General features: G+C 54.2%; 21 protein-coding genes. 16 read left to right on the top strand and 5 right to left on the bottom strand.

All coding sequences use genetic code 11. The features are described from left to right. Positions 1-2 precede the first annotated feature (2 nt). Positions 3-1625 (top strand): NHL domain-containing protein, encoded by a 1623-nt coding sequence (locus AC6RNO_RS12140; RefSeq protein ID WP_497105586.1) that lies wholly within the window; start codon positions 3-5, stop codon positions 1623-1625. A 71-nt stretch (positions 1626-1696) separates the two neighbouring features. Here AC6RNO_RS12140 and AC6RNO_RS12135 read toward each other — a convergent pair whose 3' ends face one another. Further along, positions 1697-2572, bottom strand: coding sequence for an EamA family transporter (locus tag AC6RNO_RS12135; RefSeq protein WP_497105585.1), 876 nt, complete (start codon positions 2570-2572; stop codon positions 1697-1699). A gap of 592 nt (positions 2573-3164) precedes the next feature. On the opposite strand from AC6RNO_RS12135, the gene AC6RNO_RS12130 reads away from it, so the two are divergent. Continuing rightward, complete coding sequence (locus AC6RNO_RS12130; RefSeq protein WP_497105584.1) at positions 3165-3392, top strand: hypothetical protein; 228 nt, start codon at positions 3165-3167, stop codon at positions 3390-3392. Between the two features lie 252 nt (positions 3393-3644). After that, positions 3645-5225, top strand: coding sequence for a L,D-transpeptidase family protein (locus AC6RNO_RS12125; RefSeq protein ID WP_497105583.1), 1581 nt, complete (start codon positions 3645-3647; stop codon positions 5223-5225). Positions 5226-5345: 120 nt separating this feature from the next. Here the strand turns inward: AC6RNO_RS12125 and AC6RNO_RS12120 are convergent, their stop codons facing one another. Next, positions 5346-5480 (bottom strand): hypothetical protein, encoded by a 135-nt coding sequence (locus AC6RNO_RS12120; protein ID WP_474679415.1) that lies wholly within the window; start codon positions 5478-5480, stop codon positions 5346-5348. Between the two features lie 261 nt (positions 5481-5741). Between AC6RNO_RS12120 and AC6RNO_RS12115 the strand changes: the two genes are divergently transcribed. Genes AC6RNO_RS12115 through AC6RNO_RS12090 form a run of 6 tightly spaced genes read left to right on the top strand, consistent with a single transcriptional unit; the run spans position 5742 to position 10763 of the window. Beyond that, positions 5742-6839, top strand: a complete 1098-nt coding sequence (locus AC6RNO_RS12115) for a quinone-dependent dihydroorotate dehydrogenase (RefSeq protein ID WP_488434967.1) — start codon at positions 5742-5744, stop codon at positions 6837-6839. Between the two features lie 28 nt (positions 6840-6867). Next, entirely contained in the window at positions 6868-7671 is an 804-nt protein-coding gene (yjbM, locus tag AC6RNO_RS12110) for a GTP diphosphokinase (protein WP_474679836.1), read from the top strand. A gap of 4 nt (positions 7672-7675) precedes the next feature. Then, positions 7676-8095: a DUF309 domain-containing protein gene (locus AC6RNO_RS12105; protein WP_488434818.1), complete on the top strand. Its 420-nt coding sequence runs from the start codon at positions 7676-7678 to the stop codon at positions 8093-8095. A 4-nt stretch (positions 8096-8099) separates the two neighbouring features. After that, a complete protein-coding gene (locus tag AC6RNO_RS12100; RefSeq protein WP_497105582.1) occupies positions 8100-9119 on the top strand; it encodes an ATP-binding cassette domain-containing protein in 1020 nt (339 codons plus the stop codon). After that, on the top strand, positions 9116-9931 hold the full coding sequence (locus AC6RNO_RS12095) for an ABC-2 family transporter protein (RefSeq protein WP_497105581.1): 816 nt from the start codon (positions 9116-9118) through the stop codon (positions 9929-9931). Before AC6RNO_RS12100 ends, AC6RNO_RS12095 begins: the two co-directional genes overlap by 4 nt. Before the next feature lie 46 nt (positions 9932-9977). Continuing rightward, positions 9978-10763 (top strand): ABC transporter permease, encoded by a 786-nt coding sequence (locus AC6RNO_RS12090; RefSeq protein ID WP_474679411.1) that lies wholly within the window; start codon positions 9978-9980, stop codon positions 10761-10763. A 549-nt stretch (positions 10764-11312) separates the two neighbouring features. Here the strand turns inward: AC6RNO_RS12090 and AC6RNO_RS12085 are convergent. Further along, entirely contained in the window at positions 11313-11822 is a 510-nt protein-coding gene (locus tag AC6RNO_RS12085) for a thioredoxin family protein (protein WP_474679409.1), read from the bottom strand. A gap of 156 nt (positions 11823-11978) precedes the next feature. Here AC6RNO_RS12085 and AC6RNO_RS12080 point away from each other — a divergent pair, with 156 nt between their 5' ends. The 4 genes from AC6RNO_RS12080 to AC6RNO_RS12065 all read left to right on the top strand — a co-directional run bounded on the left by AC6RNO_RS12080 (position 11979) and on the right by AC6RNO_RS12065 (position 16457). Next, positions 11979-13499, top strand: a complete 1521-nt coding sequence (locus AC6RNO_RS12080) for an RsmF rRNA methyltransferase first C-terminal domain-containing protein (RefSeq protein ID WP_497105580.1) — start codon at positions 11979-11981, stop codon at positions 13497-13499. A gap of 6 nt (positions 13500-13505) precedes the next feature. Next, positions 13506-14273, top strand: coding sequence for a pseudouridine synthase (locus AC6RNO_RS12075; protein ID WP_497105579.1), 768 nt, complete (start codon positions 13506-13508; stop codon positions 14271-14273). 137 nt (positions 14274-14410) lie between these two features. Further along, a complete protein-coding gene (locus tag AC6RNO_RS12070; protein ID WP_497105578.1) occupies positions 14411-15211 on the top strand; it encodes a Cof-type HAD-IIB family hydrolase in 801 nt (266 codons plus the stop codon). A 175-nt stretch (positions 15212-15386) separates the two neighbouring features. Then, the gene (locus AC6RNO_RS12065) at positions 15387-16457 is read left to right on the top strand and encodes a hypothetical protein (protein WP_497105577.1); all 1071 of its coding nucleotides are present in this window, start codon (positions 15387-15389) and stop codon (positions 16455-16457) included. 69 nt (positions 16458-16526) lie between these two features. Here the strand turns inward: AC6RNO_RS12065 and AC6RNO_RS12060 are convergent, their stop codons facing one another. Continuing rightward, the gene (locus AC6RNO_RS12060) at positions 16527-17159 is read right to left on the bottom strand and encodes a nitroreductase family protein (RefSeq protein WP_488434814.1); all 633 of its coding nucleotides are present in this window, start codon (positions 17157-17159) and stop codon (positions 16527-16529) included. Between the two features lie 219 nt (positions 17160-17378). Between AC6RNO_RS12060 and AC6RNO_RS12055 the strand changes: the two genes are divergently transcribed. Further along, positions 17379-17651, top strand: coding sequence for a hypothetical protein (locus AC6RNO_RS12055; protein ID WP_474679403.1), 273 nt, complete (start codon positions 17379-17381; stop codon positions 17649-17651). Here the strand turns inward: AC6RNO_RS12055 and AC6RNO_RS12050 are convergent. After that, positions 17624-18985, bottom strand: a complete 1362-nt coding sequence (locus AC6RNO_RS12050) for an RsmF rRNA methyltransferase first C-terminal domain-containing protein (protein ID WP_497105576.1) — start codon at positions 18983-18985, stop codon at positions 17624-17626. The genes AC6RNO_RS12055 and AC6RNO_RS12050 overlap by 28 nt on opposite strands. 145 nt (positions 18986-19130) lie before the next feature. On the opposite strand from AC6RNO_RS12050, the gene queD reads away from it, so the two are divergent. Further along, on the top strand, positions 19131-19604 hold the full coding sequence (gene queD / locus AC6RNO_RS12045; RefSeq protein WP_474679401.1) for a 6-carboxytetrahydropterin synthase QueD: 474 nt from the start codon (positions 19131-19133) through the stop codon (positions 19602-19604). After that, positions 19604-20284, top strand: a complete 681-nt coding sequence (locus tag AC6RNO_RS12040; RefSeq protein WP_488434812.1) for a 7-carboxy-7-deazaguanine synthase QueE — start codon at positions 19604-19606, stop codon at positions 20282-20284. The genes queD and AC6RNO_RS12040 overlap by 1 nt, the downstream gene beginning before the upstream one ends. The last annotated feature ends 3 nt before the right edge of the window (positions 20285-20287 follow it).

The raw sequence follows: 20287 nt of genomic DNA, 5'->3' as shown, positions 1-20287 counted from the left end.
CTATGAAACCCCTAAAACAGATTATGATTACATCCATAACCGTCGCCGCTCTTCTGACGGGCACCACGGCTTGGGCGGACGGCTGGCCCGCCGATGCTATCGCTGCCGACAACGGGCGCATCATGGCCGACGTGACGACCCTTGCGGGCATCGGCGATTTTGCGGATCATAACGGCAAAGCGGCTTTGGCCGCATTTCGTTCTCCCGGCGGTGTGGCGCAGCTTCCGGACGGGAGCATTCTTGTGGCGGATACGCGCAACCATTTGATCCGTCAAATTAAAGACGGGCAAGTCACAACGTTCGCCGGTCCGGAGCTTGTCGTCACGAAAGACGGACAAGGCTTTCCGACAGGCGGGTTCGTGAACGGCAAGGCGTCCGAGTCGTTTTTTCGCGAACCTGCGGCTTTAGCCGTGGATGCGAAAGGGAATGTGTACATAGCGGATGCCGGCAATAATGCCGTTCGTAAAATCGATACGAACGGCCAGGTAACGACTTTGGCCGGCAGCGGGGCGCTCGGCAGCAAGGACGGCAAAGGCGCAGAGGCGCAGTTCAATCGGCCGGGCGGAATCGCTGCTGCTGCGGACGGCACTGTCTACGTGGTGGACACGTTGAATCATGCGATCCGCAAAATCGCGCCGGACGGCACGGTGACAACGCTGAATGCGGCCTCGGCGCGCACGCTTCAGATCAGGCCGGGCGAAGCTTCCTTTGCGGGAGATTATCAGGACGGAAGCCTGTCCGCCGCCAAGTTTAACGAGCCGTCGGGTCTTGCCCTGGACGCTAAAGGCAACCTGTACGTGAGCGATACGGGCAATCAGCGCATCCGATATATCGATCTGAGCGCCGGCACCGTCACGACGATTGCGGGAACTTCCACACCTGCGAGCGACAGTGCCTTGTATGAGAAGGATGCGCTGTATGCAGCGGGGGACTACGCGGACGGACAGGCGCTGAAAGCGAAGTTTAATTTTCCTAAAGGCTTGGCCGTAACGCCTGACGGCGGTTTGCTGATCGCGGACAGTTTGAATCAGGCGATCCGGTATTTGCGCAGCGGCGAAGTGACGACGCTCGCTGGAACGGCGAAGACGGGCGAAGCGGACGGCACGGAGAGCGCGGCTGCCTTTTACAATCCGACAGGTGTGTTCGTTACTGCCCAGGGCAATGTCGTTATCGCGGACGCTTACAACAACAAAATCCGCAAACTGGCGGCGTACCGCCTTCCGCAAGGGCTTCACGGCACTGAGGCTATCAAAGTCGTAAACGGGGACAAACGGATCGATTTTGACGCTCAGCCTGAATTTGCGGACGGCCGGACGATGGTTCCGGTCAGAGCGATCGGCGAAGCTTTCGGCTATGAGGTCAAATATGCGGAGCAAAACGGCCAATCGACGGTCCAGTTGGTCAAGGGCGATGTAACCGTAGAGCTTGCGCTCGGACAAACGGGAGTCAGGCGCATCGTCAAAAATGAACCGGCTGTCAGCCAGGCGACGGATGCGGCGCCATACATGAAGCAGGGGCGCACGTATGTTCCTGTTCGGTTCTTTGCCGAACAAATCGGTCTCGACGTGCAGTGGGATCAGGCCAATCAAACGGTCATTTTGCGTACGAAGTCTTACAGTGAATAGCGGTGCTGTCAAAGGGCAATTCCCGTCATAAGCAAAACCCCTTCAACCGTAATTGAAGGGGTTTTTAAATATTATTTTTTCTCTTTGATAACGAATAAAACTCCAATGAGAATTAAGATCGAGCCGATCCAAAACGTTACACCTATGTTCTCCCCTAGAATAAGCCATCCAAGTAATGTTCCAACCATGGGTTGGAAGAAGAAAAATAGCCCCCCGCTTGAGGCGTTAAGCATTTGTAATCCACGATTCCACAGTAAAAATCCACCTGCGGTTGAGACAACGCCCAAATACAAGACTCCTCCCCAAATAACAGGGTGAGTCAGTTGAGAGATATTCAATGCGTGTAACCGTGGCAAAACAAAAGGAGTAAGCACAATTAGGGCTACCAAGATGGAATAGAAAGTTACCGCAATCTGCGAATAATCACTCGGCACACGCTTTACAAGTACGGACATGAGTGCCCATGTTAAAGCGGCTATAAGAAGAGAAATACCGCCAAGTTTACTGGGCGACTCCAAATGACCGAATCCAACAATGAGGAAAACCCCCATTGTAGCTAGACAAACAGAAAGCACCTTTTTTAAACTCAACCGTTCTTTAAGGAGTAAGCGGGCAAAAATAACCATAAATGCCGGTGTTGACGAAGTGATAATGGCTCCCATTTGTGCTGAGGATAACATTGTACCTATTTCCTGAGCAACAATCGAAATCGTGTTACCAACAACCCCGATAGCCATGATGATTAAGAAATCACGTTTGTAGATCCGCCATTTCTGGTGTGTAATCAAGCCGACCGCGAGCAGTGCGACAATAGCCACTAAATAGCGCATCCAAACCAGTTCCAGTGGCGGTATGACTGATACTACAATTTTCACAACAACGTACATGCCACCCCAAATACTGGCGGCTAAAGCTAAATAAATAGAACCGAATAAGGTATTTTTCATGTTTTGTACCCTCCGTTTTTAATTAAGGTCAAGAAGCCCCTAACGGAGAGATGCAGTCACCTTAACTCCACTAAGGGCGAAAAGGTGCTGCTGGTACATCGTTTTCAAACAATGGAGCCTTAAACATTTTGATTTCACCTCTGGTCCGAGTTTAGCTGCAATAATATTGCTTAATAGTAGCAAATAACAACCCTGTTGAATAGACAAATTGCCAATACCCATTTTTTTCTTCACTTTACGGGGGCCGATGCCGATAAATCAGGAAGAAGAAGTTGTTGAGAAAGCCCTGGCCACTGTCCAGGGCATACGGGAACTCTCGCGTTAAGGGACACAGCCGCTCTTTCCCGACTAATGCCCCTCCTGCGCGGGTTGCGGAGTAGAAGAAGGCCACGCCCCTCCTGCACGGGTTGCGGAATAGAAGAAGGCCACGCCTCTCCTGTACGGGTTGCGGAATAGAAGAAGGCCACACCTCTCCTGCACGGTTCGCGGAGTAGAAGAAGGCCACGCCCCTCCTGCACGGGTTGCGGAGCAGAAGTAGGCCACCCCCTCCTGCGCGGGTTGTTGAGTTGAAGTAGAGGGGGGGCTAGGCGGCTTGACAGGGAGAAAACCTGCGAAAGTGCAGGTTTTTTCCTTGAAAATGGTTCATTTTCGTGAAAAGCCTGCGATTGTTCAGGAATGTTTGATGAAAATGAACCTGAGCCCATATTCGCGGCAAAAAGCCTGCACAATTGCAGGAATATGTCGTGGCCGGCGCATCAACGCTAAAAAAGCTGCACTTTTGCAGGCATTCACTGCTTTGCCAAACAGTTGCTGCCTCTAGCGTGCGAGCTCCAGACTTTTGCAGGTTTTCTTCGCTCAATCAGGCAGATGGCGCGACCGGTTTCAGCGCATGTAGTTTAGGGCAGCCTGAAAAATGTATTTTTTAGCTGCTCCACGAGTTCGGCCCTATTTTTATCGGAATTTCCGCACAGTCGCAGGTTTTCAGCGCGTAAATCGCGATAGACTGCTCCAGCGGACGATTTTTCTCAACGGTTTCGAAAAAAGTTATTTGAAGAAAAAGGAGGAAAACTCTTTGAAAGGGAATCATCGGAATGATCAAGTCGAACGATTTTTCCAGCATAATCCATTCGAAGATCCTCTGTACTTGAAAAAATACGTAAAAGAGCATCCCGATCATAAAATGGCTTGGTATTTATTGGGTAGAGAGTATGCCGCGAAGGGGCAAGCGGGTAAAGCCGCATACTGTTTCGCCCAGTCCGGGGAAATTTACGAAGCTTTCGAGCGCCAGAAAATCGTCCTGGAAGGGCCCCTTCCGACTGTGGGCGATTCTGCAGCCGCGCAGGCCGATAAAAAAGCCGGCGAAGCCGGTACGATGAAGTTCAAGAAGCGATGGGCCGCTCTGTTGGTGCTGCTGGCGTTCATCGTAGTGACGGAGTCTTTCGATGCGGCCAAGAACAAGATCGTCGTTCAGTCTCCGGCCGCCGTTCAAGCGTCCCCAGCCCCAGCTCCGGTCCCGATCCCGGCTCAAGCCGGAGGGGAGAAGACGGATCCCGCTGCCGGCGAGACGCCGTCGCTGAACATGAAAATTTATTTTTCCGACGGAGACTGGGGCGGGAAAATGAAACAGATGCTGTCCGCTTCAAGAGCAGGAGCGGCGGAGTCCTTCATCGTACAAGCGGGCAAAAGTCCGGACGGCAAATGGATCCAGTGGAATAAACCGCTGCAGCCTGTAGTTGGCGTCGAAAATTCGGGAAGCGGCGATTACGGCGCCGTCATGAGATATTACAGCTCGCAAGTTTGCTCCTGCCAATTATCCGACGGCACCCGTCTGGCTCCGGTGATCGACGGCTGGGTGCAATCGAGCGAGCAGGCCATCGTCCTGAAAAGCGCGATCCTGGCGTATCAAAAAAAGACCGGCTCTTTGCCGGTAAAGGCGGAACAGCTTGCCCAACCGTATCCGGATAATTTGCTGCCGGGAATTACGCCTGAGATGCAGTCCATGTTTCCGAAAACCGTAAGCGAACTGGCCGGGGCCGGCGCCGGCGCGAAGCCCTCCGGGAGCGAGCCTGAGAAGCAGGTGCCCGTGGAGCCTGCCGCGACTCCAACCGCCGCTCCGTCTCAAAGCCCGGCCGGCACGCCGCTTGAGCAAGCGTCCACTTCGCCGCTTCAAGAGCCGGTGAGCATCGTGATCGACACGGACAAACACCGCCTGGCGCTGGTTAGCGGGAATTACATACTCCGCAGCTACCCGGTAGGGCTCGGTGGCGACAAAACGCCGGAAGGCGAGTTCGTCATCAGTGAAAAAGTGCGCAATCCCAACGGGAGATCGAACGGAGAATTCGGCAGCAGAGGAATGACCCTCTCCGATACGCTGTATGCGATTCACGGCACGAACAAGCCGTCCAGCGTCGGGAAGGACGAATCGCACGGCTGCGTGAGAATGCTGCAGGCGGATGTGGAGGAACTGTACGATATGGCGCCGCAGCAAACCAAAGTAACGATCGGAAAAGGGCTGCTCCCGGACGATACCCCCGGCTCCGTGAACGATGGCTCAGGGGGCGGAGCGGGAAGAGGGAACCCCGGCAAAGCGTTCGGTGTCCCGCTGCAGACGAATGACTCCAATCCGAATAAAAAGTACAAATGGCTGGATTAATCGGCTTGCCGGCAAATCAAACAGACAGAAGTTCCGAAAGAGGGACCTTCTGCCGCAGAGCTTGAGTAAGCGATTGCAAAAAGTGAGGCATCAATGGATCGATATAAGCGAACGAACGGCTTATTTGTTTACAATAAGCAGCACCGTCATTGCTATAATAACAGCGAGCAGGATAGAGCCTGTCCAAATGATGGCTTTTTTGTTCACCTCGTCTTTGGCTTTCCGTCCGGCATAAGCGGTTTTTCTTTTTGACATGCGATCACCCGTTTCTTCTGGATTTTGAGCGTATGCCTATTTTATCACAAAAATCCCGATTCTTTGAATATGAAAGTTTTAGGTTAGCGCTATAGTTTGAGTAAAATGAGGTTCCTTGCAGATTGTGCGGCTGCGGGGAATTTTTGTTTGTGAACATAAATTGGCCCGAGAAACGGTTTTGTAACCGTTCTGTTGATTGCATAAATGGACATTGTCGGATAAACTGACTGTTAGAGTCATTGGAGAACGGAGTGTATGGACATGTTGTATCGAGCGTTAGGCAAACCGATTTTGTTCCGGATGGACCCGGAAAGTGCGCATCACCTGATCATTAACGGTTTAAGCGGGGTAGGCGCTTTTCCCGGCGGCAAGCAGATGCTGAAGGCCGTATGGGGCGTCGGCTATGCGCCGCAGATGGCGCAAAATTTGTGGGGGATCGACTTTCCGAATCCCGTCGGGCTGGCTGCAGGTCTGGATAAAAATGCCAAGGCTGTAAAAGGATTTTCCCAGCTTGGCTTCGGCTTTATGGAAGTAGGCACAATTACGCCGAAGCCGCAGCCGGGCAACGAGCAGCCGCGTTTGTTCCGTCTGCCGGCGGATTACGCGCTGATCAACCGGATGGGCTTCAACAATGTCGGCGTGGAAGAAATGGCCCGCAACTTGCAGAAAGCGGGAAAAAGGGATATTCCGGTAGCTATTAATATCGGCAAAAACAAAACAACGCCCAACGAGCATGCCGAGGACGATTATCGGGCGTGCATCCGGGCGCTGTATCCTTACGGCGATTTTTTTGTGGTGAACATCAGCTCACCAAACACGCCGGATTTGCGTAATTTACAGCATGGGAACGATTTATGCAGGCTGCTGGATGCGGTTACCGATGAGATGCAGATGCAGCAGGAAAAGCACCGCCATCCGGGCAAACCTGTATTGGTCAAAATTGCTCCGGATCTTTCGGACGACGAACTGGAGCTTACAGTAAAAACGATCCGGGACAGCGGAGTATCCGGAATTATCGCGACGAATACGACGCTGAGCAGAGCGGGGACGAACCATCCGAAACGTTTGGAGTCCGGCGGCTTGAGCGGCAAGCCGTTAACCGAACGCTCGACCGAGGTGGTGCGCCGCGTATACCGGCTGACGGAGGGCCAGCTGCCGATCATCGGCTCCGGGGGAATTTTTTCCGCACAGGATGCATATGACAAAATACGGGCCGGAGCCAGCCTCGTGGAAGTGTACACCGCGATGATATATGAAGGTCCGGGTTTGTTGAGCCGTCTGAATACAGGGCTGCAGGCACTTCTTAAGAAGGACGGATTCACACATATTTCCCAGGCAATAGGCGCGGATCATAAGTGACTTCATCACGAATGGAGGGCAGTGTATGATGGATGGACGAGACTGGAAAAAATTTCTACTCCCCTACGAACAATCGGTGGAAGAGTTGAAAGTTAAATTCAAGACGCTCCGTGGCGAGCTCAAAAGCAGAGAAGAATATTCTCCCATCGAATTCGTGACCGGGCGCGTCAAAAAAATATCGAGCATTTTGGAGAAAGCCAAACGGCTGAATGTGTCCATGGATCAGCTGGAATCCGGGATTGAAGATATCGCAGGCATTCGGATTATGTGCCAATTCGTGGAGGACATCGAACGGTTGGCGGATTTGATTCGGGCCCGGCAGGATATGTCTGTCGTGTACGAGAAAGACTATATAACGAACAAAAAGCCAAGCGGCTACAGAAGCTTTCATATTATTATCGAATATCCGGTGCAAACGGCGTTGGGGATGAAGAGAGTGCTCGCCGAGGTGCAAATTCGCACATTGGCGATGAACTTTTGGGCGACTATCGAGCATTCGCTCAATTATAAATATAAAGAAACGCTGCCGGAGGATGTCAGAAACCGTCTGAGCAAAGCCGCCGAGGCGGCATACCTGCTGGATCGGGAAATGTCCCTGATCCGCGATGAAATCGTGGAAGCCCAGCTGATGTTCGAGGATAATTCCAACTTGGTCAACAAAGTGTTGAATCATATCCAGGAGCTTTACTTTTATCACCGGGTCCGCGAAGCCGCGCAATTCCAGCTGCGTTTCAACGAAATTTGGGAAAACGAGGACGTATGGCGTTTAAGCGATCTGTCGGCGGAACTTGAGGCAGCCATCGCAAGAGCCAAAAAAGGGGAGTATTCCTGATCCGATGAATCATTACGACCGTTTATATGTACAATATTTGTACTACTTTAACGAAGCCCGGGACTATTTTGAATGCCATGAGGTTATGGAGGAGCTTTGGCTGGAAGAAGGCCGAAATCCTCTTTATCAAGGTCTGCTGCAAATTGCGGTAGGCCTCTATCATCATGCGAACGGAAACGTAAGCGGTTCCATCAAGCTGTTCACCGCCGGGCTGGATAAGTTGGAAACTTACCCGGCTCACAGCCTGGGCATCGATCTGCAGCGGTTGAGAAGCGACAGCCATACGTATCTGGTCAAGCTGCTGCATATTCGGGAGGAGCCTTTCGAGCCTTATGATCTGGACATTCGCATCGTCGATGAGCGTCTTCAGGAGCTGCTGGAGGAACTGAAACGAAATCCGCCTATTCCGGGCGAGGAGGGATGATTTGATGATTGAGGTGCACCGGCTGAGCAAGCATTATCAGGTGCATGAGCGGGAGCCGGGTTTTGCGGCGTCCCTCAAAAGCTTATTTAACCGCAAATTCCGGACAGTCAAGGCGGTTGACGACGTATCGTTCCACATTCCGGAAGGAGAGATCGCAGCCTTCCTGGGGCCGAACGGGGCGGGGAAAACGACGACGATGAAGGTGCTGGCAGGCTTGCTCCACCCTTCCGGCGGCGACGTGAAGGTGGGCGGCTTCGTTCCTTTTGAACACAAAAAGGAATTCAAAAAGCAGATCAGCCTGGTCATGGGGCAAAAGAGCCAGCTGATTTGGGACGTTCCGGCAGCGGAAACGTTTTTGGTCAACAAAGTGATCTACGAAATTCCCGAGCAGGAATATCGGGAAACGCTGGATGACCTGGTGCAGCTGCTTGAGCTCCAGGATGTGATCCGCAAGCCGGTGAGACAGCTGTCGCTCGGCGAGCGGATGAAATGCGAGCTGGCTGCGGCTCTGCTGCATCGCCCGCGCATCGTTTTTTTGGATGAGCCGACGATCGGGCTCGACGTCAATATGCAGGAAGTGATGCGCCGCTTCATCCAGGATTACAACAGCAAGTACAAAGCGACGATTTTGCTGACCAGCCACTACATGGCCGACGTGACTGCGCTTTGCGAACGCGTGCTCGTCATTGGCCGGGGCAGGCTGCTTTACGACGGAGCTATCGCCCGATTGATCGACAAATATGCGCCGAACAAGCGCATACAATTGCAGTTCGCCCGGCATGTTCAGCGGCCGGACATCGACGATGCCGCGCAGCGTTCGGGCGGCAGGCTCGTTACATACGATTTTCCGAAAGCCGAATTGGAGGTGCCCCGCGAGCAGGTGTCGGAGCTGTCCGCACATCTGTTGACGCACTTTGAGGTGCTTGACCTGACGATTGAGGACCCGTCGATGGAATCGGTCATTTCGCAAGCTTTCGAAGCGGGAGCGGAGCCGGAAGCGGAAGAAGACGGTGGGGCGCGATGAACGCTGTACGGCTGTTTTGGAGCAAATATAAAGTGCTGCTGAAGATGGAATGGGCGGTCATGTTCGCCTACCGGAGCGAAAGCGTCATCTGGATGGTCGGAGCGTTCGTTCAGCCGCTGGTCAGTCTAGCGGTCTGGCTTTCCATCAGCGGCAGCGGGTCTGTCGCCGGCTACGACGCCCACGATTATATCGTGTATTTTCTCGGCGTGCTGCTCGTTGACCGGTTGACCAGCACATGGGACGTATGGGAGCTGGATGCGAGTATACAGGACGGTTCCTTGTCTTCCAAACTCGTTCGGCCGTTTCATCCGATTCATTGGAGCATTGCGCAAAATCTCGTGTATAAGCTGTTTTTTGCCGTTTTCCTCATCCCCGCCTGGATTGTTTTGGCTTGGCTGTTTCCTGTGCTCAGGCCGGACGGCACTCCGGCAACTTACCTGCTCACGGCGCTGGCGATCCTGCTTTCCTCGGCGCTGCGCTTCCTGATCGGGTTTGAATTCGGGCTGCTCGCGTTCTGGACGAATCGGGCGACGGCGATTTACGCGCTGTTTGAGGGCATCCACTTGTTTCTGGCGGGACGGCTTGCCCCGCTTACCATGTTCCCGTCCTGGATCGAAGAAGCCGCTTCATGGCTGCCTTTTTACGGAACGGTCGGTTTTCCCGTCGAACTGTTGACAGGCAAGCTGGAAGCAGGCTCCGCCGCCGTATTCCAGCAATTTGCGATTCAACTTGCGTGGCTCGTTGTGCTCGCTGCCGTCTACCGCTGGGAATGGAGGCGCGGATTGCGGAAGTACGGAGCCGTAGGCGGATAGTCGGACGGTTACAAATAGGCGCATCGAAGGAGGTCAGAGGACAGCGATGAAATATGTGCGGCTGTTTCGCGAATTTTTACGGGCCTGCCTCGTCGAAGAGTTTGAGTACAGGGCCAATTTTGCCGCGAATTTGCTCGGTACCGTCTTTTGGCTCGGGATGGCCGTGCTGACGGTTCAGCTTTATTTTTACCGGACGCAGCAGGTCGGCGGCTGGGGATTTTACGAAGTGCTCGTGCTGCTGGGCATTTTCAACGCCATACACGGGTTTATCGAATTTTTTCTGCAGCCGAATATGTCCCGCCTTGTGAGCCATATCCGCAAAGGGACGCTGGACTTCGTCCTGACCAAGCCTGTGGACAGCCAATTTTATATCAGCTTCAGGCATTTGGTGTTTTGGCGTCTGGCCGATGTGGTGCTCGGCCTTGGCTTGGTCGCGTTTGCGCTGTGGCGGATGGGCGCCGTGCCTACAGCCGGGCAGACGGCCATTTTTGTGGTCGTGTTCGCTGCGTCGCTCGTCGTCGTCTATTCCCTTTGGATGGGCATGATGATATTTTCGTTCTGGGCGGTGAAAGTCGACAATTTGTCGTTCCTGTTCAGCTCGGTGTTTGAAACGGCGCGGTTTCCGGTTACGGTGTACAAAGGTTTGCTGCGGCTCGCGCTCACCTATATTTTTCCGATCGCCTTCATCACTACGTACCCTGCAGCGGCCATAATCGGCAAGCTGACATGGCTGCAAGCCGGCTTGAGCTTGGGGATAGCGGCCGTGTTCTTCGGGCTGGCCAGATGGTTCTGGATGTTTGCACTCAGGCGCTACACTAGCGCAAGCAGTTAGGTATGCATAAAAGCAACTCCACCCGCCAGACTCTAGGGTTCGGTGGGTGAACTGAGTAGAAGGCATGAACAAAATAGCCTCAATGTGCCTGACTATACGAAGAAAACCTGCAAAAATACATGAATTTGCGTCCTTTACCGCTGGCTGCGATGAATTCCTGCAAAAGTGCAGGCTTTTCACCGAACACATGGACTCAGATTCACTTTCGCCGAAAATTCCTGCACTTTTGCAGGTTTTTTGCCAAAATAAGCCGATTTTGCAGAAAAAACATGCACCTTCGCAGGCATTTTTTCTATCGAGCTGCTTTCTGCCCAGTTGCACAGTTCCGGGAGAGGCACAAGTTGGGAAAAAGCGGCTGTCCCCTAAATTATTCCGGTTCCTCTGACCTTAACAAAGCGTCGCGACTTTCTTTGGAGTGATCTAGAAAATAAAGGAACTATCATAGGAGTCCGGTGGGCGAACACAATGGAAGTGTGCGCGAAACGGCGGATGAAACAAACCCCCTGGCTTTTATTCCGGGAAACCGGAGCCAGGGGGTTGCTGCGTCAATCAGCTTTTGTATTTTTCGAAAAATGCTTTGAATTGTTCCGGCTTGTTCCCGACATTCGGATCGCCTTCGGGAATGCCGCCTTCCATACGCGCCACTTCTACGCCGTTTTTGTAATACACGAGTGTAGGAGTGGACTGGATGTTGTATTTTTGCCAGCCGTCTTTAAACTCTTCCAGATTAAATTGCTTGACATCGATGCCGAGCTCTTTTTCCATCGGCACAAGGACAGGCGTCGTCACTTTACAGTGCGGGCAGGTCGAGGCGAAATAGTACTGGAAAAACGTTTCCTTGTTTTTAAGTCTTTGATCCAGGTCTTTCGGCAAAATGATGTTTTGATAGTTCGGATCGTTCAGCTGTTTGACGGTTTCCGGATGCAGTTTGCTGACTGAAACTCCGTATGGATTGTACGGATAGTCTTTATCCGCCGATTTGTTGGATTGTTGGTTGACCCAGTAAAGACCTCCAAATAAAATAACGACGATACCGAGATAGATGAACAGCTTTTTCATTATGCACCTCTTTTAATAATTTACTTCCTAACATCTTCTATAAAAAGAATAGTAATTCCTCTTCAATTCAAGAAAATAATTGGCTGTTTCGTGACAAGTCGGCTATAATACCGATATATTACAGGACAATGATTGCGGAAAGGGATCGATACGAGCATGAGCAGCAAGCTTCCTGCCGGTTTTTTACACAAGATGAGCGATTTGCTGGGCAGGGATGAATTTGAGTCATTTCTGGATTCCTATGAACGGCCGAGAACGTACGGCCTCCGCGTGAATGCGGTCAAGATCGCGGCCCAAGATTTCGAGGGCAAGTCCCCTTTTGCGATTAGCCCTGTGCCCTGGGCGGCCGAAGGATTTTATTACGAAGAAGGCGCCCGGCCCGGCAAGCATCCTTATTATCATGCGGGGCTGTACTATATTCAGGAGCCGAGCGCGATGGCGCCGGTTGAACTGCTGGATGTCAAGCCCGGGGAGCGGGTGCTGGATCTGTGCGCGGCACCGGGCGGCAAGTCGACTCAAATCGCGGCCAAGCTGCAGGGCGAAGGGGTGCTGGTCGTCAATGACATCCATTCGGATCGGGTTAAAGCGCTAGTGAAAAATTTGGAGCTGTCCGGCGTCAGAGGCGCGGTTGTGCTGAACGAGAAGCCGGAGCGGATGATTTCCGTTTTTCGCGGCTATTTCGATAAAATTTTGATCGATGCCCCGTGTTCCGGCGAGGGGATGTTCCGCAAGGAAGAGGACATGACGGCGCAGTGGGAGCGACATTCCGTAACGGAATGCTCCCTCATGCAGCGGGAGCTGCTCGACCAGGCCGCGCAGATGCTCGCTCCCGGGGGTACGATGGTCTATTCGACGTGCACGTTCTCGCCGGAGGAGAACGAGGCGCAAATCGCCGCGTTTCTCGACCGGCGAGAGGATTTCGCTGTGGTCGACGCCGCAGCGTTCGACCGGGGGCGCCCGGACTGGCTGCGGGCGCCGTGGGCCGACCCGGGCGCGTTCTCGCCGCGCGCCCGCGAAGCCGTCGCCGCAACGGCGCGGCTGTGGCCCCATCGCCTGCAGGGCGAGGGCCACTTCGCCGCGGTGCTGCGGCGCGAAGGCGCATCCGCCGGGCCTGCGGCGGCGGATGCCGCGATCGGTGCCGGCGCAGAGCCGGCACCGGCTGCAAAGCGCAGCGGCCGCGAGGCGCTGCGCCAGGGCAAGGGCCGCGCAGAACCGCCGCGCGCGGCCGTGAGCCTGGAGCCGCTGCAGGCGTTCGCGCGCGAGCTGCTGCGCAGCGAGCCCTTCGCCGCCGGGCGGCTCGTCTGCTACGGCGAGCACGCGTACGCGCCGCCGGCGGGCCTGCCCGAGCTGCACGGACTGAAAGTCGTGCGGCCGGGCTGGTACATCGGCGCGCTGCACCGCGGCCGGTTCGAACCGTCCCATGCGCTCGCCATGGGACTGCGCATGAGCGAAGCGAAGCGGGCGATCAGCCTCGCTTCGGACGATGCGCGCGCCCTTCGGTACTTGAAGGGCGAGACGCTGGAGGTCGCGGAAGACGAGATCGTCCGCGACCCCGGGGACACTCCTGCGGCCAAGGGCTACTGCCTGGTTTGCATAGACGGCTTTCCCGTCGGCTGGGGCAAATGGCACGACGGAATGCTCAAAAACGAATACCCGCCCGGTTGGAGGTGGACTTAATCGCGTATGAAACAAACGCAAAGGCTCGATAAAATACTCGCCCATATGGGCATCGGCACGCGTTCCGAACTGAAACGCCTTGTCAAGAGCGGGGCGGTGTTCGTTAACGGCGCCAAGGTGAAAGACAGCGGCATGCAGATCCATCCGGACAAAGATGTCGTCACGGTAAACGGCGAGCCGGTCATGTATAAACAATTCGTATACGTTATGATGAACAAGCCGCCGGGCGTCGTCTCCGCCACGGAGGACAATCGCGACCGCACGGTGGTCGATCTGCTGGACGATGCGTACGCTTCCTTCGAGGTGTTCCCCGTCGGCCGGCTGGACAAAGATACGGAAGGGCTCTTGCTGCTGACCAACGACGGCAAGCTGGCCCATAACCTGCTGTCTCCGCGCAAGCATGTGCCCAAAACGTACTTTGCCAAAGTGGAGTGGGAAGTGGGGCAGGCGGACATCGACGCATTCGCGCAAGGCGTTACCCTTGACGACGGCTACGAAACGCTTCCGGGAGTGCTGAACATTGTGGACGCCGGAAGCCGCCAGGACGGACGGCCATCGCAGATTGAGCTGACGATTATGGAAGGTAAGTTTCATCAAGTGAAACGAATGTTCCATTCTGTGGGCAAAATGGTCGTGTATTTGAAACGTTTGTCTATGGGGCCGCTTCGGCTCGACGAGACTTTGAAGCCGGGCCAGTCCAGGGAGCTGACCGAAGAAGAACTGCTTGCTTTACGCTCCGCGCACGAGCAGGAAAGCGGTACGCGAGACACCTAGACATGCCGCGCGTCAAGCCGGCCGAATCGCCGCAGGCGGGAGTTTTTCGAATTGTTTTTCTTGTAAAGCGGTCCCGGGCCATGATTTCATATGGTACAATATGACGAAAATGAGGAGAACAGGAGAGCGGTTGTACAGTGAAATACAAATTAATCGCGTTGGACGTCGACGGCACTTTACTCAATGATCAGTATGTTTTGACCGAACAAACGAAGCAAACGATAAGGGAAATTCACGAAGCGGGCAGCGAGATTGTACTCTGCACAGGAAGGGCGCCTGCCAGCACGCTGCCGATTTTGCAGGAGCTCGGGCTGGAAGGAACGATGATTACGCACAACGGTGCTGCGACCATTCATGCGGACGAGCGGGGCCAGACGCTGGTTCATGAATTCTCGTTTTCGCTTGATGCCATACATCCGATGCTCGATTACGCCCGAAGGGAAGGCATTCACTTTGACGTGTGTACGCCTTTTAACATGTACATCGAACGGATCGGCGAATACGAGAAGCAGATGTACAAAAAATTTCTGATCAACCCCAAACTCGTAACCGATGTGGCGGAGCTCGGTCTGCCGATCGTGAAATTTACGCTGTTCGGTCAGCCGGAAGTGCTCGACCGGGTGCAGCGGGAGTGGGATGAGCAGAAGCTGTACGGCGATCTGCGGATGATACGCAGCGGCGACCTGTTTATCGATGTGATGAGCGCCGAGGCGAACAAAGGCAACGCCCTGCGCGCGCTGGCCGAGTCGCTTGCCATCGATTCCGGCGAAATTATGGCGATCGGCAATTATTATAACGATTTGGAAATGATGGCGTACGCCGGACTTGGCATTGCGGTTGACAATTCGCCGGAAGACGTCAAAGCCGCCGCCGACGCGATTACAGCGTCCAATAACGAGGACGGCGTGCATGAAGCTATTTTAAAATATGCCTTATAGACGGTCGAACAGGCGGTTGAACCCTCAATTTTTGAGGGTTTTTGTCGTATTTGGGGGTTCAAAAGGGGCCTTATCCTATTGCATCGGGCGCCGCCCGACCATTCATATTTTAGGCAAATGCGGGACATTCTACGAATGAATGAACAACGATTCGTAGAGGAGGCTGGGCGAACCCATGGCCGATATCTTGTTAAGACCCGATCTCAAAACGGCAGGCGGCGAAGTTTGCGATATTATGTGTAACAGGGAGTTTGTCGGCACGTTAACGCTGGTGTACAGGGAAGCGGACCGGTTGTCCGGCTCCATACAGCTTGAGCGGCATTCCTTGCCGGAAGCGGACAAGCAGGAGATTTACGCGTTTATGCAATCTCATATGCAGTATTTGATTGACGCTTTGGGGATCAAGCAATGCGAGGTGCTCGTCACATACAGCGATTTCGATTTCGTGATCGCTACCGATCACGCGGCGCAGTCGGCCTACCCGGACCGGGAACCGGATGCGTCGTTGTACGGCGACGACGAAGCGGACTATGAGTGGATCAGGGACGAATCGCGTTTTGACGATATCGATCCGGAAGGTGCCGATGAAGTCGGCATGACGGCGGACCGGAACGAGCTCCCGGAGTATGAGCTTGTGATTGTCGGCGAAAGAAGGAACCGGGTGGAGTACCATATTTATGATCAGGAAGCGGAAATTGTCGCAGAGGCTTCCGTGCATATCTACGGTTCCGATGTCGTAGGGGCCGTCGAGTGGCAATTCGAGCCTTTTGAAGTGGAAATGGATTGCGCTGCCGAGTTGATCGTGAAAGATTTTGATGAAGATTTGACCGATACGTTCGTAATTCATATGAACTACAAGGGAGAACCCATCGATACGATCGAGCTGGCGCATGTCGATTTGCTGGATGAGGAAGAGGACGCAGACAGTGACTTTCTGCAGCCCGGGCGTGACGACTATCAGGTCGTACTCGTCAGAGACGACGGAGATACGCTTACTTACGAGATTTATCAGCCGTCCTATGGAAATCACCCCATCGGTACGGCGACTGTAGATATTAGCCAGCGTCAACTGACAGGCTTCGTCGATTTGCGCGAGCCCGGCAATTCCGACGACCGGGAGCTGATTGCGACTTTGCTGCTGGAAGAACTGGATAAGGAAAAAGACTACGAAACCGTCAATTTATCGATGCTGCACAAAAACAAGCTGATCGACGAGATTTTGTTTGAGTCCGATCAGGTGCATTAAAACGAACAAAGGCATGGAACCCCCGCAGCCGGGAGTTGCATGCCTTTTTGTGTGGACGAGTCCGGTATATTAAAACGTGTTGGATACGGTAATTTGCTCCAAAGGAAGTCTTGTGGACGGTCTGGCCGGATTCGCAGGCAAGCCTACGCTGATCAGCATGACCGGCACATAACGCTCAGGCACGTTGAATTCTTTGACGAAACGAACAGGATCGTAGCCGCCCATCGGGCAAGTTTCGTAGCCGAGCGCTTTGGCGGCGATCATCAGCTGCATGGCGGCGAGGGAAGCGTTGCGGATCGCTTCGTCGCGGGCAACCTGGGCGGATTGGTACGCGCCTTCGATTTGTCCGGCAAGCGTATCTTTCAGCTCTTTGGGCATATGGCCGGCAGCTACGAGCGGACCGAATACGGGCTCTACGTTTTTGTTCGCTTCCAGATCGCCGAGAACTGCGATGACAACGGAGCTTTCAACAATTTGCTTTTGGCCGTATGCGATCGGAAGCAGCTTTTCTTTGTAGGCTTGGTCTTCAATTACGATGAGTTTCCAGTGCTGCAAGTTCCATGAGGAAGGAGCCTGGGAAGTGGACAGCAGCAGCTGCTCCAGATGTTCTTTAGGCATTTTGTGCCCGGCTTGATATTCCTTAACCGAGTGGCGCTCTGCCAAAACTTTTAAAACTTCGGATTGTACGGATTGTTGACTCATTTGAGAATCCCTCCACAAATTTTTTTTAGTTTGCTGTCTGCTGCGGTAAAGCATACAGTCGCGTTCGCTTGGAAAAATTGGCATATTTCCATGCTTTTAACTGCAAGTATGAAAGTAACATTTTACTTTAATTCTAAATTTTATCTCCGCCGATGTCAATGGCTCTTTCGGACTGTCAAAAAATGTTGGATAATGGGAGCAAGGAAGGGGATGTCCCTGATGAAAATGACCCAGGAGGAACTGAGCCATCTTGTTTTTTTAACGGAAGTTGTGCTGACGGGCAAGAAAAAGAGCCTCATGCACGAGACTCTGCAATGTTTGCTTTATATAGTAAAATCGGTGGAAGAGGTTGATCTTCCCGATTCGGTAGTGGATCAGATCGGGCGGCTGACCGCCCTGATCGAATCCGACCTGCGCGATGAGAACGAGCGCATCCAGGAAATACGCGGCCATCTGGACTGGCCTCAACCCCGGCGCAACCCTTTGGGGTAATGGTTTTTAAGCTGGCCGCCGCTTTCTTTGCCCCAACCGAGCGGAAACCCGTCTGCGGTCATGAGCACCCAGCCGTTGACGTCCCGGCCGGTCGTTAGCGCTTCGCCGCGCAAGTAAGCTGCGGCTTCTTCGGAATCCGCAGACGCGGTATACGTCTTGGCTGTGGCGATAGCCGCGGCATCGAGCGCTAGGGCGAGCGCGTGGGACGGTTCGAAGCGGTTCTTTTTCAGCTCGCCCAAATGCAGCCCCGGCCTGAGCACTTTGAGGCCGTCCAGATCGCGGCTGCCGAAATCCGAGCCAACTGCAGAAGGCAGCATATAGAGCTGGTCTCCGAACAGCAGCGGCTCGCCCTCTTCCAGCCGGAAGTCCGGCAGCGCATCTTTGCAAAAGCCGGCGAACTGCCGGATGGCTTCGGCGGCGGTTTTGTCCGGCCTGCCGCTGCTTTTTGGCCGCCGTCCCGTGTCCTGCGCTTCTTTGCGGCTGCCGCCGTCTTTGCGCAGCAGCGCGACAAAATGACCCTCGCCCTTGTGCTTGTGCGGCCATATCCGTTCCGTCCGGATCAGCTCCAGCATCGGGAGTTGGCGCAGCAGCGCTTCGACGGTATGCTCGTTTTCTACCTTATTGAAGGTACAGGTCGAATAGGCCAAGAGGCCTCCCGGTTTGAGCATCGCGACGGCATCGGGCAAAATGTCCATCTGCCTTGCCGCGCACATCGCGACATGATCGGGGGACCATTCGGCGATCGCGTCATGGTCTTTGCGGAACATGCCCTCGCCCGAGCAAGGAGCGTCCAGCATAATTTTATCGAAAAAAGCCGGGAACCGCTGCGCCAGCCGATCCGGCGGGGCATTCGTTGCAACCGCGTTTGCGATGCCCATGCGCTCGATGTTTTCGGACAAAATTTTCGCCCTGGCCGGATGGATTTCATTGGCAATGAGCAGCCCTTTGCCGCGCATTTTGCCGGCGATTTGCGTCGATTTGCCCCCTGGCGCGGCGGCAAGATCGAGAACGGTATCGCCCGGCTCCGGCGCCAGCAGCTCAACGGCCGACATGGCCGACGGCTCCTGGATATAGTAAAGTCCGGCCGCATGCCACGGATGCCTTCCGGGACGGAACCGTTCGTCATAGTAATAACCCGTGCCGCACCAGGGCACCGGCTCCAATTCAAACAAGCGGGCAACCCGTTCGGCCGCCGCGCTGTCCGGCGAAAGCTTCAACGGGTTCAAGCGCAATCCCTGGGTTCGCGGTTGTTCATACGTTTGCAAAAACAGCCCGGCTTCTTTGCCAAGCATGCGTTTCATCTGTTCTATATAAGCGGCAGGCAGTTGCACCACGGGTTCAAGCTCCTTTTTTACGATTGTCGGTTGAAGCGGATAAGATGAGCATTGCCCTATTATACCTTTTTGAACCGATTGTGAGAAGAACGTTTGCCGTGATATAATGGGGAGTACTTGTTTTTTCATACACGAGGTGAAAGCTATGAGCTATGAAATACCGAAGGACGTACAGGTATTGGGACGCGACATCGAAGAGCATCAATTGAAATATCATCGCAAAACCGTACTGGTGTCCAAGGAATTTACGTTTGACAGTGCGCATCATTTGCATTGTTATGAGGGAAAATGTAAAAATCTGCACGGCCACACGTACAAGCTGCAAGTTATCATGAGCGGCAAAGTGGACAGCCGGGGAATCGCCATAGATTTTGGAGATATCAAGCGCATTGCCAAGGAACGCATTGTCGATCGCCTGGATCACCGGTATTTGAACGACGTGCTGCCGCCGATGAATACAACCGCCGAAAACATGGTCGTCTGGATGTACGAGCAAATCCATGGAGCGCTGCTTGAGGAGCTGCTGTATCCGGCCATCCGGCTGGAGGAGATCCGGCTGTGGGAAACTCCGACCAGCTACGCGGCGGTGACGCGCGGGATGATGGAGGAGGAAGACTGATGCGCGAGACGCGTATTCCGATGGTGGAAATTTTCGAGACGGTTGAAGGCGAAGGAACCCGCGCCGGGTTTCCGACGGTCTTCGTCCGTCTTTTTGGTTGCAATCTGCGCTGTACGTGGTGCGATACGAAGTACAGCTATCCGCCCGCGGAGGCCGAGTTCGTCATGACGATCGGTGAAATCGTCGATCGGGTACGGACGTACCGCTCGCGGCATATTTGCCTGACCGGCGGAGAGCCGCTGCTGTACGGCGAGAAGTCGCTCGCCCTGGTTGAAGCGCTCGCCGCGCTTGAGCAGGTCGACGACCTGCACATCGAGACGAACGGTGCGGTCGATCTTGGGATGTTCATCGAGCGGATCGAGTCGCCGAAGGTGCGGTACATCATGGACTTCAAGCTGCCGGATTCCGGGGAAATGGACCGGATGCTGGCCGGAAATCTCGGGCTGCTGCGCAAGCAGGACGAGCTGAAGTTCGTCATCGGCAGCGAGCTTGACTTCCGCACCGCGGTAGAGGTGCTGGACAAGCATCCGACGGCGGCGCTGCCCATGTTCAGCCCGGTGTGGGAGACGATGCCGCCGCGCAAGCTGGTCGAGCTGATGCTCGCAAGCGGGCTTGCGCACGTCAAGCTGAACATGCAGCTGCACAAAATCATTTGGGACCCTGCGATGCGCGGGGTTTAATTT

It is taken from the genome of Paenibacillus sp. sgz302190 (genome assembly GCF_059820445.1).
The sequence above is the reverse complement of the archived record's forward strand: the minus strand, read 5'-3'. Positions and strand labels throughout refer to the sequence as shown.

Excerpts from the sequence above, each read along its gene's own strand:
- AC6RNO_RS12140 (WP_497105586.1), top strand. The coding sequence starts at position 3 with ATGAAACCCCTAAAACAGATTATGATTACATCCATAACCGTCGCCGCT.
- AC6RNO_RS12135 (WP_497105585.1), bottom strand. The coding sequence starts at position 2,572 with ATGAAAAATACCTTATTCGGTTCTATTTATTTAGCTTTAGCCGCCAGT.
- AC6RNO_RS12120 (WP_474679415.1), bottom strand. The coding sequence starts at position 5,480 with ATGTCAAAAAGAAAAACCGCTTATGCCGGACGGAAAGCCAAAGACGAG.
- AC6RNO_RS12115 (WP_488434967.1), top strand. The coding sequence starts at position 5,742 with ATGTTGTATCGAGCGTTAGGCAAACCGATTTTGTTCCGGATGGACCCG.
- yjbM (WP_474679836.1), top strand. The coding sequence starts at position 6,868 with ATGGATGGACGAGACTGGAAAAAATTTCTACTCCCCTACGAACAATCG.
- AC6RNO_RS12105 (WP_488434818.1), top strand. The coding sequence starts at position 7,676 with ATGAATCATTACGACCGTTTATATGTACAATATTTGTACTACTTTAAC.
- AC6RNO_RS12100 (WP_497105582.1), top strand. The coding sequence starts at position 8,100 with ATGATTGAGGTGCACCGGCTGAGCAAGCATTATCAGGTGCATGAGCGG.
- AC6RNO_RS12095 (WP_497105581.1), top strand. The coding sequence starts at position 9,116 with ATGAACGCTGTACGGCTGTTTTGGAGCAAATATAAAGTGCTGCTGAAG.
- AC6RNO_RS12090 (WP_474679411.1), top strand. The coding sequence starts at position 9,978 with ATGAAATATGTGCGGCTGTTTCGCGAATTTTTACGGGCCTGCCTCGTC.
- AC6RNO_RS12085 (WP_474679409.1), bottom strand. The coding sequence starts at position 11,822 with ATGAAAAAGCTGTTCATCTATCTCGGTATCGTCGTTATTTTATTTGGA.
- AC6RNO_RS12080 (WP_497105580.1), top strand. The coding sequence starts at position 11,979 with ATGAGCAGCAAGCTTCCTGCCGGTTTTTTACACAAGATGAGCGATTTG.
- AC6RNO_RS12075 (WP_497105579.1), top strand. The coding sequence starts at position 13,506 with ATGAAACAAACGCAAAGGCTCGATAAAATACTCGCCCATATGGGCATC.
- AC6RNO_RS12065 (WP_497105577.1), top strand. The coding sequence starts at position 15,387 with ATGGCCGATATCTTGTTAAGACCCGATCTCAAAACGGCAGGCGGCGAA.
- AC6RNO_RS12060 (WP_488434814.1), bottom strand. The coding sequence starts at position 17,159 with ATGAGTCAACAATCCGTACAATCCGAAGTTTTAAAAGTTTTGGCAGAG.
- AC6RNO_RS12055 (WP_474679403.1), top strand. The coding sequence starts at position 17,379 with ATGAAAATGACCCAGGAGGAACTGAGCCATCTTGTTTTTTTAACGGAA.
- queD (WP_474679401.1), top strand. The coding sequence starts at position 19,131 with ATGAGCTATGAAATACCGAAGGACGTACAGGTATTGGGACGCGACATC.
- AC6RNO_RS12040 (WP_488434812.1), top strand. The coding sequence starts at position 19,604 with ATGCGCGAGACGCGTATTCCGATGGTGGAAATTTTCGAGACGGTTGAA.